This window comes from Zobellia sp. 1_MG-2023 (genome assembly GCF_030549125.1).
Lineage (GTDB): Bacteria > Bacteroidota > Bacteroidia > Flavobacteriales > Flavobacteriaceae > Zobellia > Zobellia russellii.
In genome coordinates this window covers 125,604-140,539 of record NZ_JAUOSY010000011.1, presented here as the reverse complement: position 1 = coordinate 140,539, position 14,936 = coordinate 125,604, and the positions used below count along the sequence as shown (strand labels likewise).

The 14,936-nt window shown below is 39.7% G+C and carries 11 protein-coding genes; all 11 read right to left on the bottom strand.

The features are described 5' to 3' along the window. Positions 1-4,031 (bottom strand): Ig-like domain-containing protein (locus tag Q4597_RS18090; RefSeq protein ID WP_303407474.1); only part of this gene is annotated, 4,031 nt, incomplete at its 3' end. A 257-nt stretch (positions 4,032-4,288) separates the two neighbouring features. Further along, positions 4,289-5,227 (bottom strand): type IX secretion system membrane protein PorP/SprF, encoded by a 939-nt coding sequence (locus tag Q4597_RS18085; protein ID WP_289041334.1) that lies wholly within the window; start codon positions 5,225-5,227, stop codon positions 4,289-4,291. A gap of 260 nt (positions 5,228-5,487) precedes the next feature. Continuing rightward, the gene (locus Q4597_RS18080; protein ID WP_303407473.1) at positions 5,488-6,912 is read right to left on the bottom strand and encodes a CCA tRNA nucleotidyltransferase; all 1,425 of its coding nucleotides are present in this window, start codon (positions 6,910-6,912) and stop codon (positions 5,488-5,490) included. 63 nt (positions 6,913-6,975) lie between these two features. After that, the gene (locus tag Q4597_RS18075) at positions 6,976-7,536 is read right to left on the bottom strand and encodes an L-threonylcarbamoyladenylate synthase (protein ID WP_215441757.1); all 561 of its coding nucleotides are present in this window, start codon (positions 7,534-7,536) and stop codon (positions 6,976-6,978) included. 14 nt (positions 7,537-7,550) lie between these two features. Then, positions 7,551-8,570: a glycosyltransferase gene (locus Q4597_RS18070; RefSeq protein ID WP_303407472.1), complete on the bottom strand. Its 1,020-nt coding sequence runs from the start codon at positions 8,568-8,570 to the stop codon at positions 7,551-7,553. 71 nt (positions 8,571-8,641) lie between these two features. Then, on the bottom strand, positions 8,642-9,415 hold the full coding sequence (locus Q4597_RS18065; protein WP_303407471.1) for a glycosyltransferase family 2 protein: 774 nt from the start codon (positions 9,413-9,415) through the stop codon (positions 8,642-8,644). Further along, on the bottom strand, positions 9,408-10,487 hold the full coding sequence (locus Q4597_RS18060; protein WP_303407470.1) for a glycosyltransferase: 1,080 nt from the start codon (positions 10,485-10,487) through the stop codon (positions 9,408-9,410). The genes Q4597_RS18065 and Q4597_RS18060 overlap by 8 nt, the downstream gene beginning before the upstream one ends. Then, entirely contained in the window at positions 10,488-11,600 is a 1,113-nt protein-coding gene (locus Q4597_RS18055; protein ID WP_303407469.1) for a glycosyltransferase family 1 protein, read from the bottom strand. 78 nt (positions 11,601-11,678) lie between these two features. Further along, the gene (locus tag Q4597_RS18050) at positions 11,679-12,728 is read right to left on the bottom strand and encodes a hypothetical protein (RefSeq protein WP_303407468.1); all 1,050 of its coding nucleotides are present in this window, start codon (positions 12,726-12,728) and stop codon (positions 11,679-11,681) included. Positions 12,729-12,919: 191 nt separating this feature from the next. After that, entirely contained in the window at positions 12,920-13,750 is an 831-nt protein-coding gene (locus Q4597_RS18045; protein ID WP_303407467.1) for a glycosyltransferase family 2 protein, read from the bottom strand. 215 nt (positions 13,751-13,965) lie between these two features. Then, positions 13,966-14,781 (bottom strand): 2,3,4,5-tetrahydropyridine-2,6-dicarboxylate N-succinyltransferase, encoded by an 816-nt coding sequence (locus Q4597_RS18040; protein WP_303407466.1) that lies wholly within the window; start codon positions 14,779-14,781, stop codon positions 13,966-13,968. Positions 14,782-14,936 lie beyond the last annotated feature (155 nt).

Here is a 14,936-nt window from a genome sequence, read left to right as displayed (position 1 = left end):
TGAGCAAAAAGTTGGGTTTCGTTTACCGTTGACCCTTCACAGATGGTCAATGTTCCGTCCGTACCTGCATCGGGAGCTGCCTGTTCGGAAACTACCACTTCGGATGTGCTGTCCACTGTACATGGTGAAGTTGCTGTGACCGTGTAGGTATAGGTTCCGGCTCCTGTCACTGCTGGCGACCATGTCCCACCTGAATCGGGTGTGCCGCTGAGCTGTGCGAAAAGTTGGGTTTCGTTTATCGTTGCATCTTCGCAGATGGTCAAAGTTCCATCGGAACCTGCATCGGGAGCGGCCTGTTCCGAAACTACCACTTCGGATGTGCTGTCTAAGGTACAAGGTGCTGTCGCCACAACAGTGTAAGTATAAGTGCCGACTCCTGTCACTGCCGGTGACCATGTCCCACCGGAATCGGGTGTGCCACCGAGTTGAGCAAAAAGTTGTGATTCGTTTACCGTTGACCCTTCACAGATGGTCAACGTTCCGTCGGTACCCGCATCGGGAGCTGCCTGTTCGGAAACTACCACTTCGGATGAGCTGTCCACTGTACATGGTGCAGTAGCTGCGACCGTGTATGTATAAGTTCCCGTTCTAGAGGGAGTTGGAGACCATGTCCCACCGGAATCAGGAGTTCCGCCAAGCTGAGCAAAAAGTTGGGTTTCGTTTACCGTTGCCCCTTCACAGATGGTCAATGTTCCATCGGTACCTGCATCGGGAGCGGCCTGTTCGGAAACTACCACTTCGGATGTGCTGTCTAAGGTACAAGGTGCTGTCGCCGCAACGGTGTAGGTATACGTGCCGGCACCTGCCATTGCCGGTGACCATGTCCCACCGGAATCGGGTGTGCCACCGAGTTGAGCAAAAAGTTGTGATTCGTTTACCGTTGACCCTTCACAGATGGTCAACGTTCCGTCGGTACCCGCATCGGGAGCTGCCTGTTCGGAAACAATAACTTCTGAGGTATCATCAACGGTACAAGGCGCTGTTGCTGCAACGGTGTAGGTATAGGTTCCGCCAGCAGCCATTGCAGGGGACCAATTCCCCCCAGAATCGGGAGTTCCGCCAAGCTGACTGAAAAGCTGTGATTCGGTAACCGTCGAACCTTCGCAGATTGTCAAAGTTCCATCGGAACCTGCATCGGGAGCTGCCTGTTCGGAAACTACCACTTCGGATGTGCTGTCTAAGGTACAAGGTGCTGTCGCCGCAACGGTATAGGTATAGGTTCCGGCTCCTGCCATTGCAGGAGACCAAGTCCCCCCTGAATCAGGGGTTCCGCCAAGCTGAGCAAAAAGTTGTGATTCGGTAACTGCCTCCCCTTCACAGATAGTCAATGTTCCATCGGTACCTGCATCGGGAGCGGTCTGTTCGGAGACCACTACTTCGGATGTCCCATCCACTGAACATGGTGAAGTTGCCGCAACGGTGTAAGTATAAGTTCCTGCTCCCGAAGGAGTAGGTGACCATGTCCCACCGGAATCCGGAGTGCCACCAAGCTGAGCAAAAAGTTGAGTTTCGTTTACTGTTGACCCTTCGCAGATGGTCAACGTTCCGTCTGTACCTGCATCGGGAGCGGCCTGTTCGGAAACTACCACTTCTGATGTGCTGTCTAAGGTACAGGGAGCTGTCGCTGTAACGGTGTAGGTATACGTGCCGGCACCTGCCATTGCCGGTGACCAGATTCCACCGGAATCGGGTGTCCCACCAAGTTGAGCAAAAAGCTGTGATTTGTTTACCGTTGCGCCTTCACAGATGGTCAAAGTTCCGTCAGTACCTGCATCGGGAGCTACCTGTTCCGAAACGACTACCTCGGAAGTATCATCAACGGTACAAGGTACTGTCGCTGTTACGGTGTAGGTATAAGTGCCGGCACCTGCCATTGCAGGAGACCAAATTCCCCCAGAATCGGGAGTTCCTCCAAGCTGGGCAAAAAGTTGGGTTTCGTTTACCGTCGAGCCTTCACAGATGGTCAACGTTCCGTCCGTACCTGCATTGGGAGCTGCCTGTTCGGAGACCACTACTTCTGATGTACTGTCTAAGGTACAGGGTGCTGTCGCTGTAACGGTGTAGGTATAGGTTCCTGCTCCTGAGGGAGTAGGCGACCAAGTCCCCCCGGAATCGGGAGTGCCACCGAGCTGTGCAAAAAGTTGTGATTCTGTAACTGTTGCGCCTTCGCAGATGGTCAAAGTTCCGTCTGTACCAGCATTCGGTAAAGATTGTTCGGAAACCACCACCTCGGATGTACTGTCCACAGTACATGGTGAAGTTGCTGCGACCGTGTAAGTATAGGTTCCAGCACCTGCCATTGCTGGCGACCATGTTCCCCCGGAATCCGGAGTTCCACCGAGATGTGCGAAAAGTTGAGTTTCATTTACTGTTGCCCCTTCACAGATGTTCAACGTTCCGTCGGTACCTGCAACGGGAGCTACCTGTTCCGAAACGACTACCTCGGAAGTATCATCAACGGTACAAGGTACTGTCGCTGTTACGGTATAGGTATAAGTGCCGGCACCTGCCATTGCAGGAGACCAAATTCCCCCAGAATCGGGAGTTCCTCCAAGCTGGGCAAAAAGTTGTGATTCGTTTACCGTTGCCCCTTCGCAGATAGTCAACGTTCCGTCCGTACCTGCATCGGGAGCGGCCTGTTCTGTAATGGAAACCGTGGCGTGTTGGGTGTATCCTTTGCTATCCCTTATTCCGTAAACAAAACTGTCTGAGCCGGTATGCCCCGTGGCCGAAGTATAGGTTATATAGTCATCCAAAGGGTTGGATGAAGTACCATTGTCATTAACCAAAACAGTTCCCGAACTTGCGGAACTGACAATAAATATACTGCCGGAGGCAGGCCCATTTCCACCAAAATCATCGTTTAAAAGAACATTAATATCAATTGTGTCCGCTTCGCATATGGTAACGGTTTCATTTTCTGCAGTAGGGAAATAGCTTATGGTAGGGTCGTCTTCAATGTTTCCATCGGTATCAATGCCGTCATCGGAAAGGTCGTTTACGTCATCGGTTCCATATGGACTATCGGCAAGAACAGTAATTTGATTGCTGACCCCTCCAGCTTCTATAGCGGTTGAGTTTAGAGCGAAACTTGCTAAGTAAGTTGCGTTTTCGGTAGGAAGGAGTGTTCCTTCACCAGAACCCATAGTTGATGAGTTAAAGGTTGGGCCACTTGTTAGTGATAATGTATTTGTGTCTATATCGGTAAACGTATCCATTAGGTCTATGGCGTTCAAAGCAACGTTTCCGGTGTTTTCTACGGTAATGGTATAATCAATTGTATTTCCAATACTGACCGGGTCTCCAAAATTTTCAATGACCGTTTTGGTTACTTCAATTTTTGGGTCGGCAATGATGAGATTGGTAAGTACGAATTCGACTTCATCGGAAGCAGTAAGGAGAGAAAGTAAACCGCCAGTGACATCTACATCCATTTCTATGGAACTTGTAACATTTTCAACACGTAAGCTTCCTCCACCTGTTCCAATGTTGGAACCGTTTACACATTCTCCTCCTCCACTAATCAACAGGGAAGTGTCGTCAATATTGAAAAGGGTAGGGGTAGATTGAAAAATAGGACCATTGGAACTTAACTCTGTCCATGTGCCGTTTGTAATATTAAAGTTTCCAGTTGCTGCATCGGAAAATATTGCGACCACGGCAAAAGTGCCCACTTTATCAGCATGCAAAATGGGATTTACAATATGAACGGGATCCCCTGTAGTTGCATCAAAAAAATGAAAGTTTAAATTGCCATCTACAATAGAACTTGCAGAAATTTCTAAAGAATTACTACCAAATACCAGAGGGTCGCTATAAGTGGAAGCGCTTGTACAGCCCATGGTTTCGTTTCCTAAAACAGTCACCCCTCCTGCTACTCTACACTCCACACGCACTAACCCATCATCGGTAACAGACTCCCATACAGAAAGGGATACCGCTGTCCAATTTGTGGTTTGTTGGGCGTTTGCCACATGGGCAAGTAAGAACAAAAGAAAGGCCCCGAAAATTTTTTTTAAACGATTCGCCAAAAGGGAATGTATTTTATGCGGTCTTTATAAAATTATTGTAGATAAAGACTTACAACGTTGTAACGTAAATTTAAGCAGGGATACAGACGTCTCAAATTATATGTTGTATAGTACGAAAAACCAGATGTATAGACCTTATAAGCTGTAGGATGATTTATTTGCCATAGGGTAGATACGGTAGATTGAGAAAAAGGGAAGTAGGGAGAAAGAATGGTTGATACCGAAAAAATTGTTTTAAAGCTGTTGTGGAAATTTTTTTAAAAGAATCTTGGAGCGGTTGTTCTTCTATACCTAGATTTAAATTCATATCTCAATACCACTTCAAAAGAGCCATCGTTAAATCTGGTGCCACCTAATTCCGTAACCTCTCTGTCATAAGCCAGACCTAGCAATATTTGGTCCGAGGCTTGAAAACCGAACATGCCACTTAGAGCCGCATCCCAACGATAACCCGCCCCCAATATAAATTTATTGTTGAACATGAAATTAGCGGATAAATCTATTTGTAATGGAGCTCCATTAACTGCTTTTAATAGTACTGCGGGTTTAAACTGCCATCTTTGGTTTAAGTCATAGATATATCCCGAAACCAAATAAAAATTCATGCGTTCTTTGGCTAAAAAAGAAGAGCTAGAGGCATCACCGTCAAAATGTTTTGTAGCCAAGAAATTAGGCACGGAAAGCCCCATGTAAAACCGTTCATCGTAATAATAGACACCGGCTCCAAAATTTGGGGAAAGCTTATTGTCAATGTTGGTAAGGCCTGCGCCGGAGGCTTCGTTGCTGTAGTTGGACAATTTACTAAAATCCAAGTTTAGGACATGAGCACTGGCTTTTAATCCAAATGAAAGATTTGCTTCTCTTGAAATAGGTACCGTATAGGAAAAAACACCATCAAAATAGGTTTCTTGGCTGGTTCCGTTTCCTATGTCATCATTTACAATGGAAAGACCAACGCCCACCCTGTCATTGATAGGAGTGTGCAAACTAAGTGTCTGTGTTTTTGGTGCGCCTTCTACACCAACCCATTGCGAACGGTGCAATCCCGCAATACTAAGTACGCCGCGAGAACCGGCGTAAGCTGGGTTAATAGCCATAGTATTGTACATGTATTGTGTATATTGGGCATCTTGCTGTGCTCTAAGTCCACAAACTGAGGTAGCGGTTAAAAGTACAATCAGGAGGAATTTTTTCATGACTTTTTAGTTGGATAAAAAGAAGGCAATTTTGTATATGTGGTTGTAAAGGTATCTATTTTTGTTGCTAAGCACTACTATTCTTTATTCATCACCAGAAAAGCGGGTACTTTAACCTGTAAACAGAGGTTGCTAAAAAAACACCTCACATATTTTAATTGTTTTTCATTTGTGTTCAACATTAAAACGTGATAATCTGCGGTGTATTGTTAAGCTAAGTCCAATCTTTTTTAGGGATATAAATAGGCATTGTACCCTATTTAGGAGGGTGTAAGACCAAGCGCTTTTCCTTTTGCTAACATAAATTCTTTTGCGGCCTCGTATTCATTGGGAATTTCACCTTCTAGAATGGCTTCTTTGATAGCCTCTTTAATGATACCAATTTCCTTTGACGGTTTTAGGTTGAAGGTTTCCATGATTTCTTCACCGCTTACCGGAGGTTGAAATTGGCGTATATGGTCTCGCTCTTCTACTTCAATAATTTTTTGACGAACAACTTTAAAGTTGTTCTTATATCTTCTTTGTTTCTTAGGGTTTTTGGTAGTGATATCGGCTTCGCAAAGCGTCATTAAATCCTCTACATTTTCCCCTGCATCAAAAACCAAGCGGCGTACAGCCGAATCCGTAGCATAATCTTCCGCAAGAACAATGGGTCTAGAACTCATTAGTACCATTTTTTGAACGAATTTCATTTTATCGTTCAATGGCATACGGAGTCTTTTAAACAGTTTGTAAACCATTTTAGAGCCCACAAATTCATGTCCGTGGAATGTCCAACCAATTTTTTTGTGAAACTTTTTCGTTGGCGCTTTCCCAATGTCGTGCAATAGTGCGGCCCAACGTAACCATAGGTTATCCGTAGTTTTTGAAATGTTGTCTACCACCTCTAGGGTATGCCAAAAGTTGTCTTTGTGGCGTTGCCCTTCAATTTCTTCTATGCCTTGCAATGCTACCAGTTCAGGAAGAATATACGGCAGAAGCCCAGTTTTATGGAGTAAGGCGAACCCGGTTGAAGGTGTTGCGCAGGACAGAATTTTATTAAGTTCATCAACTATTCGCTCCTTGGAAATAATTTTTATACGTTCCTTGTTATCCGTAATGGATTGTAGGGAAGCTTGCTCAATGGTAAAATTTAGCTGTGTAGCGAAGCGAATGGCACGCATCATCCGCAACGGGTCATCAGAATAGGTAATACCCGGTTCAAGAGGGGTGCGAATAATTTTTTTCTCTAAATCGGCAACCCCATTAAAGGGGTCAAGAAGCTCTCCAAAGTTATCTGACTTTAAAGATAGTGCCAATGCATTTATGGTAAAATCCCGCCTATTTTGATCATCGGCCAGGGTTCCGTCTTCTACTACGGGTTTACGGCTATCCCTATGGTAACTTTCTTTACGGGCCCCAACAAATTCCAGTTCTATATCACCATGACGTAACATAGCCGTCCCAAAATTTTTAAATATGCTTACCTGCGGTTTTCCCTTGAGCAGGATCGCCACCTTTTTTGCCAGTTCAATACCACTTCCAACAGCAACAATATCTATGTCTTTGGCCGTTCCTCTTTTTAAAAGGAAATCCCTCACAAATCCCCCAATAACATAACAGTCCACACCAATTTCATCGGCTGCTTGAGAAACGATTTTAAAAATAGGGTTGGAAAGCGCTTTTTCGTAGTTCAAAGATTTCATTTTTAGTATACTGCTCAAAATACGAATAACTAATAAGGGTCAATGCCTTGAAAGACATGAACTTTATTCACGTATGATTTTTACCGTGCCATCACTACTTAGTTTGATAATGGCAGAAGGAACCGCATTTTTTTGTTCGGGCTGCAAATTTACCACATAGTCTACACCTTTTAAAATAACTTCGTCTATTTCGGCAAAACTTTTAGGGGTTGGCTGCCCTGAAATGTTGGAAGAGGTAGAAACTATAGGTTTTTTGAACTTATTGATCAGGTAACGGCAGAATTTATCCGAAGCTACACGAATAGCCAGAGTATTGTCTTCTGCAATTAAATTTTTGGCAACCCCTTTTGGGCCATCATATACAATAGTGGTGGGTTTGGTAGAAAGGTCCATGATATCATAGGCCAAATCGGGAACATTTTCTACCGTTCTTTCGAGCATGGCATCGTTGGCCACCAGACAAATTAAGGCTTTACTGTCTTCTCTTTGCTTTAGGTCGTAAATTTTTTTTACGGCCGCTTCATTGGAGGCGTCGCAACCAATGCCCCAAACAGTATCAGTTGGGTAGAGAATGAGGCCGCCTTGATTTAGGACTTCTATGCATTTGTTGATTTCTTCGGTCATGATTCAATAAATTATTACTCTGGAGGAAAAAATAATTGTTCCGTATTTCTCATCATTTTTTCTAAAGAAAAACTACTTGTAATCCTCTGTTTTAAATAATCGGGCTCAAATTTTATATGTTGCTCCATTATGGATTGAATGCCATTGGCCATAGCGGTTACATCGTTTATTTCGGTTAAGATACCGTAGGCACCGTTATCCAACAATTCTTCGCTACCAGGTACTTTTGTGGATACAATGGGCACACCATGACTTAATGATTCCAATAATACGTTGGCCATGCCCTCTTCTCTAGAACATAATAGGAACACATCAATATTTTGAAAAAATTGGTCCATTGCGCTAACATGACCAAGAAAGTGAATGCGTGATACAAGATTGGGGTATTTGGATAGTATTTCATCCATATTCAGTTCAAAACCACCTGTGCCCGCATGTAATATATGCACATTTTGGGGTAATTTTTCTAGTATCTCAGGTAAAAGATCGAATCCTTTTCTGTAATTCAACCATCCTGCAACACCTACGAAAAATGTATCTGCGGGAAGATTTAGAGATTTTACGGGAAGCCAATCTTCATCTTTTTCAGTAATTGGGAGTTCTATGCCATTATTAATTTTAATAAGATTACTTGAATTAAAGTGAGAGCTATTTTGTAACAAGTCATCTTTTAAAGAATCGCTATTGACCAACACCTTGGACTTAAAAACCTCAAATACCAGACGATACTTTAGACTGGACTTAACCTTTCTGAGGTTGCCAAGATATAGGATTTTATTGGGTACTTTGGTTAAGTGGGCCGATAACGAAACTAACCACCAATCTCGTTTAAGCGCTGCAAATACCGTTACAGGCCTAACTTTTTTAATAAGTCTTACATATCTTAAAACAACAAAGAAATTTAAATCTCCACCGCGTTTTGTAATGGTGTGAACAGTAACATTTGTGAGATTTAAAAACTTTGTTTCGAATGTGTTTTCTAATAGTACTACTACAACTTTATAGCCAGCATTACCTAAATATATGGCTCTCAATAGCAGATTTTTTTCTATCCCACCCCAATTTTTTGTGGGACAGAAAAGGATTATACTTTTAGGATTCCGTCTCATTTATAATTTGCTGAATTCAGACGTTTAAGTTCTTTGAATCTGGTGTAAACCCCCAGTGCATTTAGATAAGAAATAACAAGACCTTTTTTGCCATCTAAAAATCCCAATCTAAGTATATAGTGATTGAAGAATTTCCAACTGGGTCTTAAAACCGAATGATACCACCTGGCTTTTTTACCTGCATCAAAGGATTCTTTGGCCTTCATTTTACCATATTTAACCATCTTTGATTTATACTCTTCATAACTATTGAAAGAGTAATGTATAAGTCTGTTTTTTAGGGTTTCAGACCTGCCATTGACTTCTAGAGTTTCATGAACAATCCTGTCAGAAACGAATTTTACTTTATCTTTTTGAAACAGTCGGTAATTTTTGTCCGTTTGCCATCCACTAAAATGTAGAACTTTGTCTTTGTACATGAATATTCTTAAAAAATAATAAGCAGCAGCAGGATCGCTGGCGTGCTCAATTTCATGAAGAATTTCTTTTTCAAGATCGGGAGTAACTCGTTCATCGGCATCCATGAACAGCACCCAGTTAAAGTTAGCTTGATCTAAAGCAAATTGTTTTTGATCGGTATAATTTTTAAAGGGGCGTTGTATGAGTTGTACATTCTGGTGCTTTTCTATAATTTCTATAGTGCGATCAGTACTAAAAGAATCCACAACAATGATTTCATCACAAAACGATAAGTTCTGTAAGACCGCATCTATGTGTTTTTCCTCGTTGAGAGTAATTAGTAAAGCCGAGATTTTCTCCTTTCTATTCATCTATCAAGTACGCTTCTATTTCTCTTAGTTTTTTAGATTTTTCAAATTGATTTACGGCAAAAGCTCTTGCTGCTACACCCATTTTCTCAATCAGAGATTTATCCTTGGCAAAAGTTTCGATAGCTTCTACAAAGCTGTCTATGTTGTTAGGGGGAGTTAATATTCCGGTTTTTTGGTGTACCACCACTTCCGGATTGCTACTATTATTAAAAGCAATAGATGGTTTGCCACAAAGTGCCGCTTCTGCCAAAACATAGCCAAAACCCTCCCAATAAGATGAAAGCAAAAAAACGTCACCCATGGAAATAAAATCATAAGGTTTTTCAATGAACCCCCTAAGCTCTACATTTTTTGATAGACCTTCGTTGATTATTCTTGATTGTAATTCATCGCGTAAACGTCCTTCACCACCAATTAATAACTTAAAATCTATTCCTTTTTGTAATAATTTGTTGGCGACATCCAGCAGAAAACCTTGGTTTTTTTGGTGCTCTAGTCTGCCTAAATTTATTAATGTAATAGTTTTGTTTTTTTCGGGAGAACTATCCGTTTTTGGTAATTTTGGAACTTTAACCCCGTTGTATATGACCGTTATTTTCTCATTAGGAAACAGCTCGGGGTTGTATTCCAAAACGGTTTTTTTTGTAGCTATTGAATTGGCAAGTATTTCTGTAAGAACTTTTTTAAATAGATACCTATTGAGAAAAGTATCTTTTATAGGAATAGCACTACCACGCCTATAAATAACTCTTGGGATATTCAGGGATTTAGCTATTGGCCCCGCAATTTTCACATCACTTGATAGATTCATAACAATAGAATCAATGATACAAGTTTTTAAAATATTTCTTACCAGCACTATTTTTAAAGGGTTTATAAAGCTAAGGTTGGAGAGTGCAATTTCTTTATGGGGAATGTCTGTTTTCTTTAGTTTTTCTAATAATATACTTTTTGAGTGTGCAACTACAAAAACGGGTATTCCTTTGTTATGGAGGTGTTGGCTGACTTCAAAGTGCCACTTTTCTCCTCCACCCCAAGCAATGGCCGTATTAAAAAAGCAAATAGACCCCATTTATCCAATTTTTTTATAGAGAGCAACAAGACTGGCGCCCACATTTTCATCATTGAATTTTTGAACATAAGAATAGCCTCTTTCAGCTAACTCTTTTCTTAATTCGGGATACTCATATAATTTCTTAATATTTTGCAGAATCTCGTCGGTATTATCCGGGTCAATATAAATAGCATCCGGCCCAGCAGCTTCCGGAAAACATCCGCCTTTGGTAACAATAATGGGTATTTTACTGAATAGCGCTTCAATCAACGGAATGCCAAACCCTTCGCAATATGAAGGATAGCAGAGTAGGGTGGCAGCTTGGTATAAAATGGCCAAATCTTGAACGCTTATCTTTTTTACAAAGGTTACCTGTTTCTGCATGTTATGCTCTTGGATGTATCTGCGTACCTTTTTTGCATAAGACTTTTCTCCTCCTACCAGAGCCAAATGGTAGTTGGTACCTTTTATAGATTTAATTATGGCCAAGACGTTTTTACGCTCCTGAATAGTACCTACATTTAGTATAAATTGTTCAGGAAGAAAATAACGTGCTCTAATCTCATTTTTTTGTTCTTCGGAATATATAGTTTTGAATGCGTTGTGACATCCTTGATACACTACCGTAATCTTATCAGGAGATACTTTTAAGAACTTTATTATATCTCTTTTGGTTTGTTCGCTAATAGCCACAATATGGTCTGCCGCATGCACCGCATAATAAAATTTTAGGCGATAAATGACACGGTCCCAAAAATTATAATATTTAGGGTGGCTTATAAAAATAAGGTCGTGAATTGTGACAATTTTTGCTGTACCTTGTTTTTTAAGCTGAATTGGAATTTCTCCGGATAGGCCATGGTACCAGTCTAACTTTAAATGGTTTATTTGATTCCATTGGCCGAACAAACGCCATAAGGCGGGAAAGTTTTTCCAAAACCAGCCCGTTGGATAGATAATGGTTGATTTTTCTAAAGCAATTTTTCTATTTACGCTCGGGGTTTTGGTGTTGAAAAGGAAAAACTCTTCCATTTCAGGATATGAGTTCATTATTCTCAGGATGTCGCGACCATAGTTGCCTAATCCAGTTCTATTGTGAAAAATCCTTTTGGCGTCATAACCTATTCTCATGTGTCTCTAAAAAGCTATAATCGTAAAGCTAAACATTATTCATTAAAGAGCTTAAAAAATCTAAATTATAAGTCACATTTAATGTGTTAGGCGAAGAAAATTTAGGTAGTTCTTTTTCTGGTTTTCAAATGACCATTTATCTAACTGTTTAATAGCAGGATGCTTTAGATTTCTCTTATCAAGTTCTTCAAGAATGAGATGTAAATTATCTTTATGAAAAAAGATTGCATGTTCTGAAAAATCAGGGATATCCATGAAAAAATCTTGGGTCAATATAGGTTTTTCATAGGCATACGCTAAATTAAAGCTTCCGGATATTTTATGATTTAAGTAGGAGCTGTCCGATTTTAATAGAGGCATTATAAAATCTGCACTGGACAAGTATGCTTGATATTCTTCATTTTCAATATAATAATCAAAAAAGAGAATTTTTTTAAAGAAAATACTTTTTTTGAATTCCAAAAGAAGTGCTTTACCATCTTTAGTTGTTTCCAATAGTTTTCCTAAAAAAATAAACCTAACGTTGGTTAGAGTACTCACTTTTTCTAAGGCGTTTGAGAGTAAAGTATAATTTCTTCTTGAAAAGTCTATTCTTCCAGGAATAACTATCCAAATTTCATTTTCTTTTTTAACAACGCTTGTTTTAATTTTTGGAAAGTAAATAGGGTAGAAGCTTTCAAGTTTGATTTTTCTTGAAGGTGATTTGAGATGGTCGGCTAGAACAAAGTACTGCTTTATTTTGGTGGAAATTATTTTTTGGGTAAAGCTAGACTCTAACTTTTTGGTATTATGGAGTAGGCCAATACATTTGGTTTTTGGGTAAAGATTTAGAAGGAATATGGTATTTCTAATTAATTTGCTGGAACTAGCAGTATTAAAAATAATAAGGTCATAGTTTTTCAATTTTTTTACAAGTTGAATTGATGACCAGAGTTTTTTAAACAATCCACTCTCTTCTTTAGCAAAGAAAATGTTTTTAAATAACCCTTGATAGGGAGCAATTTGGGAATTTAGATTAGGGTGAATATAAAGGTCAAGTTCAAATTCTGTATTCTGCATAAATCTAGCCTGAGAATAAAAACATTCTTCATGGCTGGTACTAACTTCCACCAGTGCCGTTTTTGTCATATTATTTTGCGCCAATTATAAAATGTAGATTTATTTTGTTCAATATGAAGGCTCAATGGGTAATAGCAATTTTCATCCGTTTACCGAAGTGTGAAAATAGGAATATAAAAACAAACGGTTGTGAAGGTTTGGAAAAAGAGAACAAATCTATTCTATTTCCTAATACATTTTATTGATTAGGACCATAGAGTTTAGTTGGTTGCTATATCAACATTGTTAAGTTTATAAGCTTCCTTGCCTATAGTTTTTTGTGCTTTAGCACTTGCTTCTAGCTTAGAAAGCTCAGAATATCTAGTATAGACACTTAAAGCGTTTAAATAACAAACAGTAAAACCTCTATGTAAGTCAATGAAACCTAACCGTATGAAGTAATTATAGGAAAATTTCCAAATAGGTTTAATGAAAAGCTTCAAAATATTGCAAGATTTTTTATGGGCGTATAATTCCTTAGCTTTTAGTCTCCCGTAATGAACCATTTTTGCTTTATAGTCCCAATAGCCTTTATAGCAATAATGGATTAGTTTTTCTCTAAGGACACCAGTTCTACCGTTTACTTGCAAAGTTTCGTGAACTAATTTGTTTTGGGTGAACTGACATTGACTTTTTTTGAATAATCTTATATTTTTATCGGTTTGCCATCCACTATAGTTCAGTTTGCAATTTTTGAACATGAACTTTCTATAAAACCAATAGGCACTCAAAGCATTTGGGTCGTGTATGGTTTGGGTAATTTCAGTTTTTAAAGAGCTAGGTACAACTTCATCGGCATCTACAAATAGAATCCAATCGTTAGATGCTTTGTTAAGAGTAAATGACTTTTGATCAGTGAAGTTTTTAAACGGACGTTGAATTACCTGAACATTGGGTAGTGCATTTAAGTATTCGTACGTGCCATCAGTACTATAGGAATCAACCACGATTATCTCATCCGCAAAGGAAACGGAAGCAATACATTTTTTAATGTGCTCCATTTCGTTAAAGGTAATGATCAATGCCGAAAGCTTATGGTCAGAATTACTCAAAATCAATAAAAATTTATATATGTTCGTTCTTAACTTGCTAGATTATAACTTAAAAAGTAACTATAAATTGCTTTTTTAAGTACTTTTCTTACGCTTCACTTATTAACTAGACTAAAGAATTTAAAATGGTTGCGTACAAATCACATTATTTTACCAAAAAAGCCCATAGACGCTTACAGTAAACGACTATGGGCTTAATTGATATTTTAGTTTACTTAAACCGCTACATCATATTCCCGTAAAGCATCGTTTAAAGAAGTCTTTTTATTTGTACTTTCCTTTCTCGTACCAATGATCAATGCGCAAGGCACTTGGAATTCACCGGCAGGAAACTTCTTTGTATAGCTCCCTGGTATAACAACTGAACGGGCAGGAACCCTACCTTTAATTTCAATAGGTTCATCTCCGGTAACATCTATGATTTTTGTAGAGGCCGTAAGAACTACGTTAGCTCCTAGAACGGCTTCTTTTTCAACACGAACACCTTCTACAACAATGCACCTAGAACCTATAAAAGCATTGTCTTCAATAATTACGGGGGCAGCTTGTAACGGCTCAAGAACGCCACCAATTCCTACACCACCACTTAAGTGAACATTTTTGCCTATTTGGGCACAACTACCAACAGTGGCCCAGGTATCTACCATAGTTCCTTCGTCTACATAAGCACCAATGTTAACGTAACTTGGCATTAGAATGGTTCCGGCAGAAATGTATGCGCCATGACGTGCAACAGCGTTTGGCACTACACGAATACCTTTTTCTTGATAACCGCGTTTTAGAGGAATTTTATCATGGTATTCAAATATACCGGCTTCAAGAGTTTCCATTTTTTGAATAGGAAAGTAAAGTACCACGCCTTTTTTTACCCATTCGTTAATTTGCCATCCATCTGCGGTTGGTTCTGCACAGCGTAATTTACCTTGGTCCAAAAGATTTATAACTTCTCTTATGGCATCTTGGGTGGCTGTTTCCTTTAAAAGATCTCTGTTCTCCCAGGCACTTTCTATGGTCTTTCTTAACTCCGTCATCTGTTCTATATAATTAAGTGTTATGTATAGTTATAATAATTTTTTCATTGGACTTTCCAAGAAAATCAAAATTGGATTATCCGTTTAAAGTTGCAAATATAGGGGGTCAAATATGATTTAAGGTTTCAATTTTACGGTTATAACAATTTATAGGT

Bases quoted from the DNA above. Each gene is read 5' to 3' on its own strand.
- Q4597_RS18085 (WP_289041334.1), bottom strand. From the start codon at position 5,227: ATGAAAAAATTCCTCCTGATTGTACTTTTAACCGCTACCTCAGTTTGT.
- Q4597_RS18080 (WP_303407473.1), bottom strand. From the start codon at position 6,912: ATGAAATCTTTGAACTACGAAAAAGCGCTTTCCAACCCTATTTTTAAA.
- Q4597_RS18075 (WP_215441757.1), bottom strand. From the start codon at position 7,536: ATGACCGAAGAAATCAACAAATGCATAGAAGTCCTAAATCAAGGCGGC.
- Q4597_RS18065 (WP_303407471.1), bottom strand. From the start codon at position 9,415: ATGAATAGAAAGGAGAAAATCTCGGCTTTACTAATTACTCTCAACGAG.
- Q4597_RS18060 (WP_303407470.1), bottom strand. From the start codon at position 10,487: ATGGGGTCTATTTGCTTTTTTAATACGGCCATTGCTTGGGGTGGAGGA.
- Q4597_RS18055 (WP_303407469.1), bottom strand. From the start codon at position 11,600: ATGAGAATAGGTTATGACGCCAAAAGGATTTTTCACAATAGAACTGGA.
- Q4597_RS18050 (WP_303407468.1), bottom strand. From the start codon at position 12,728: ATGACAAAAACGGCACTGGTGGAAGTTAGTACCAGCCATGAAGAATGT.
- Q4597_RS18040 (WP_303407466.1), bottom strand. From the start codon at position 14,781: ATGACGGAGTTAAGAAAGACCATAGAAAGTGCCTGGGAGAACAGAGAT.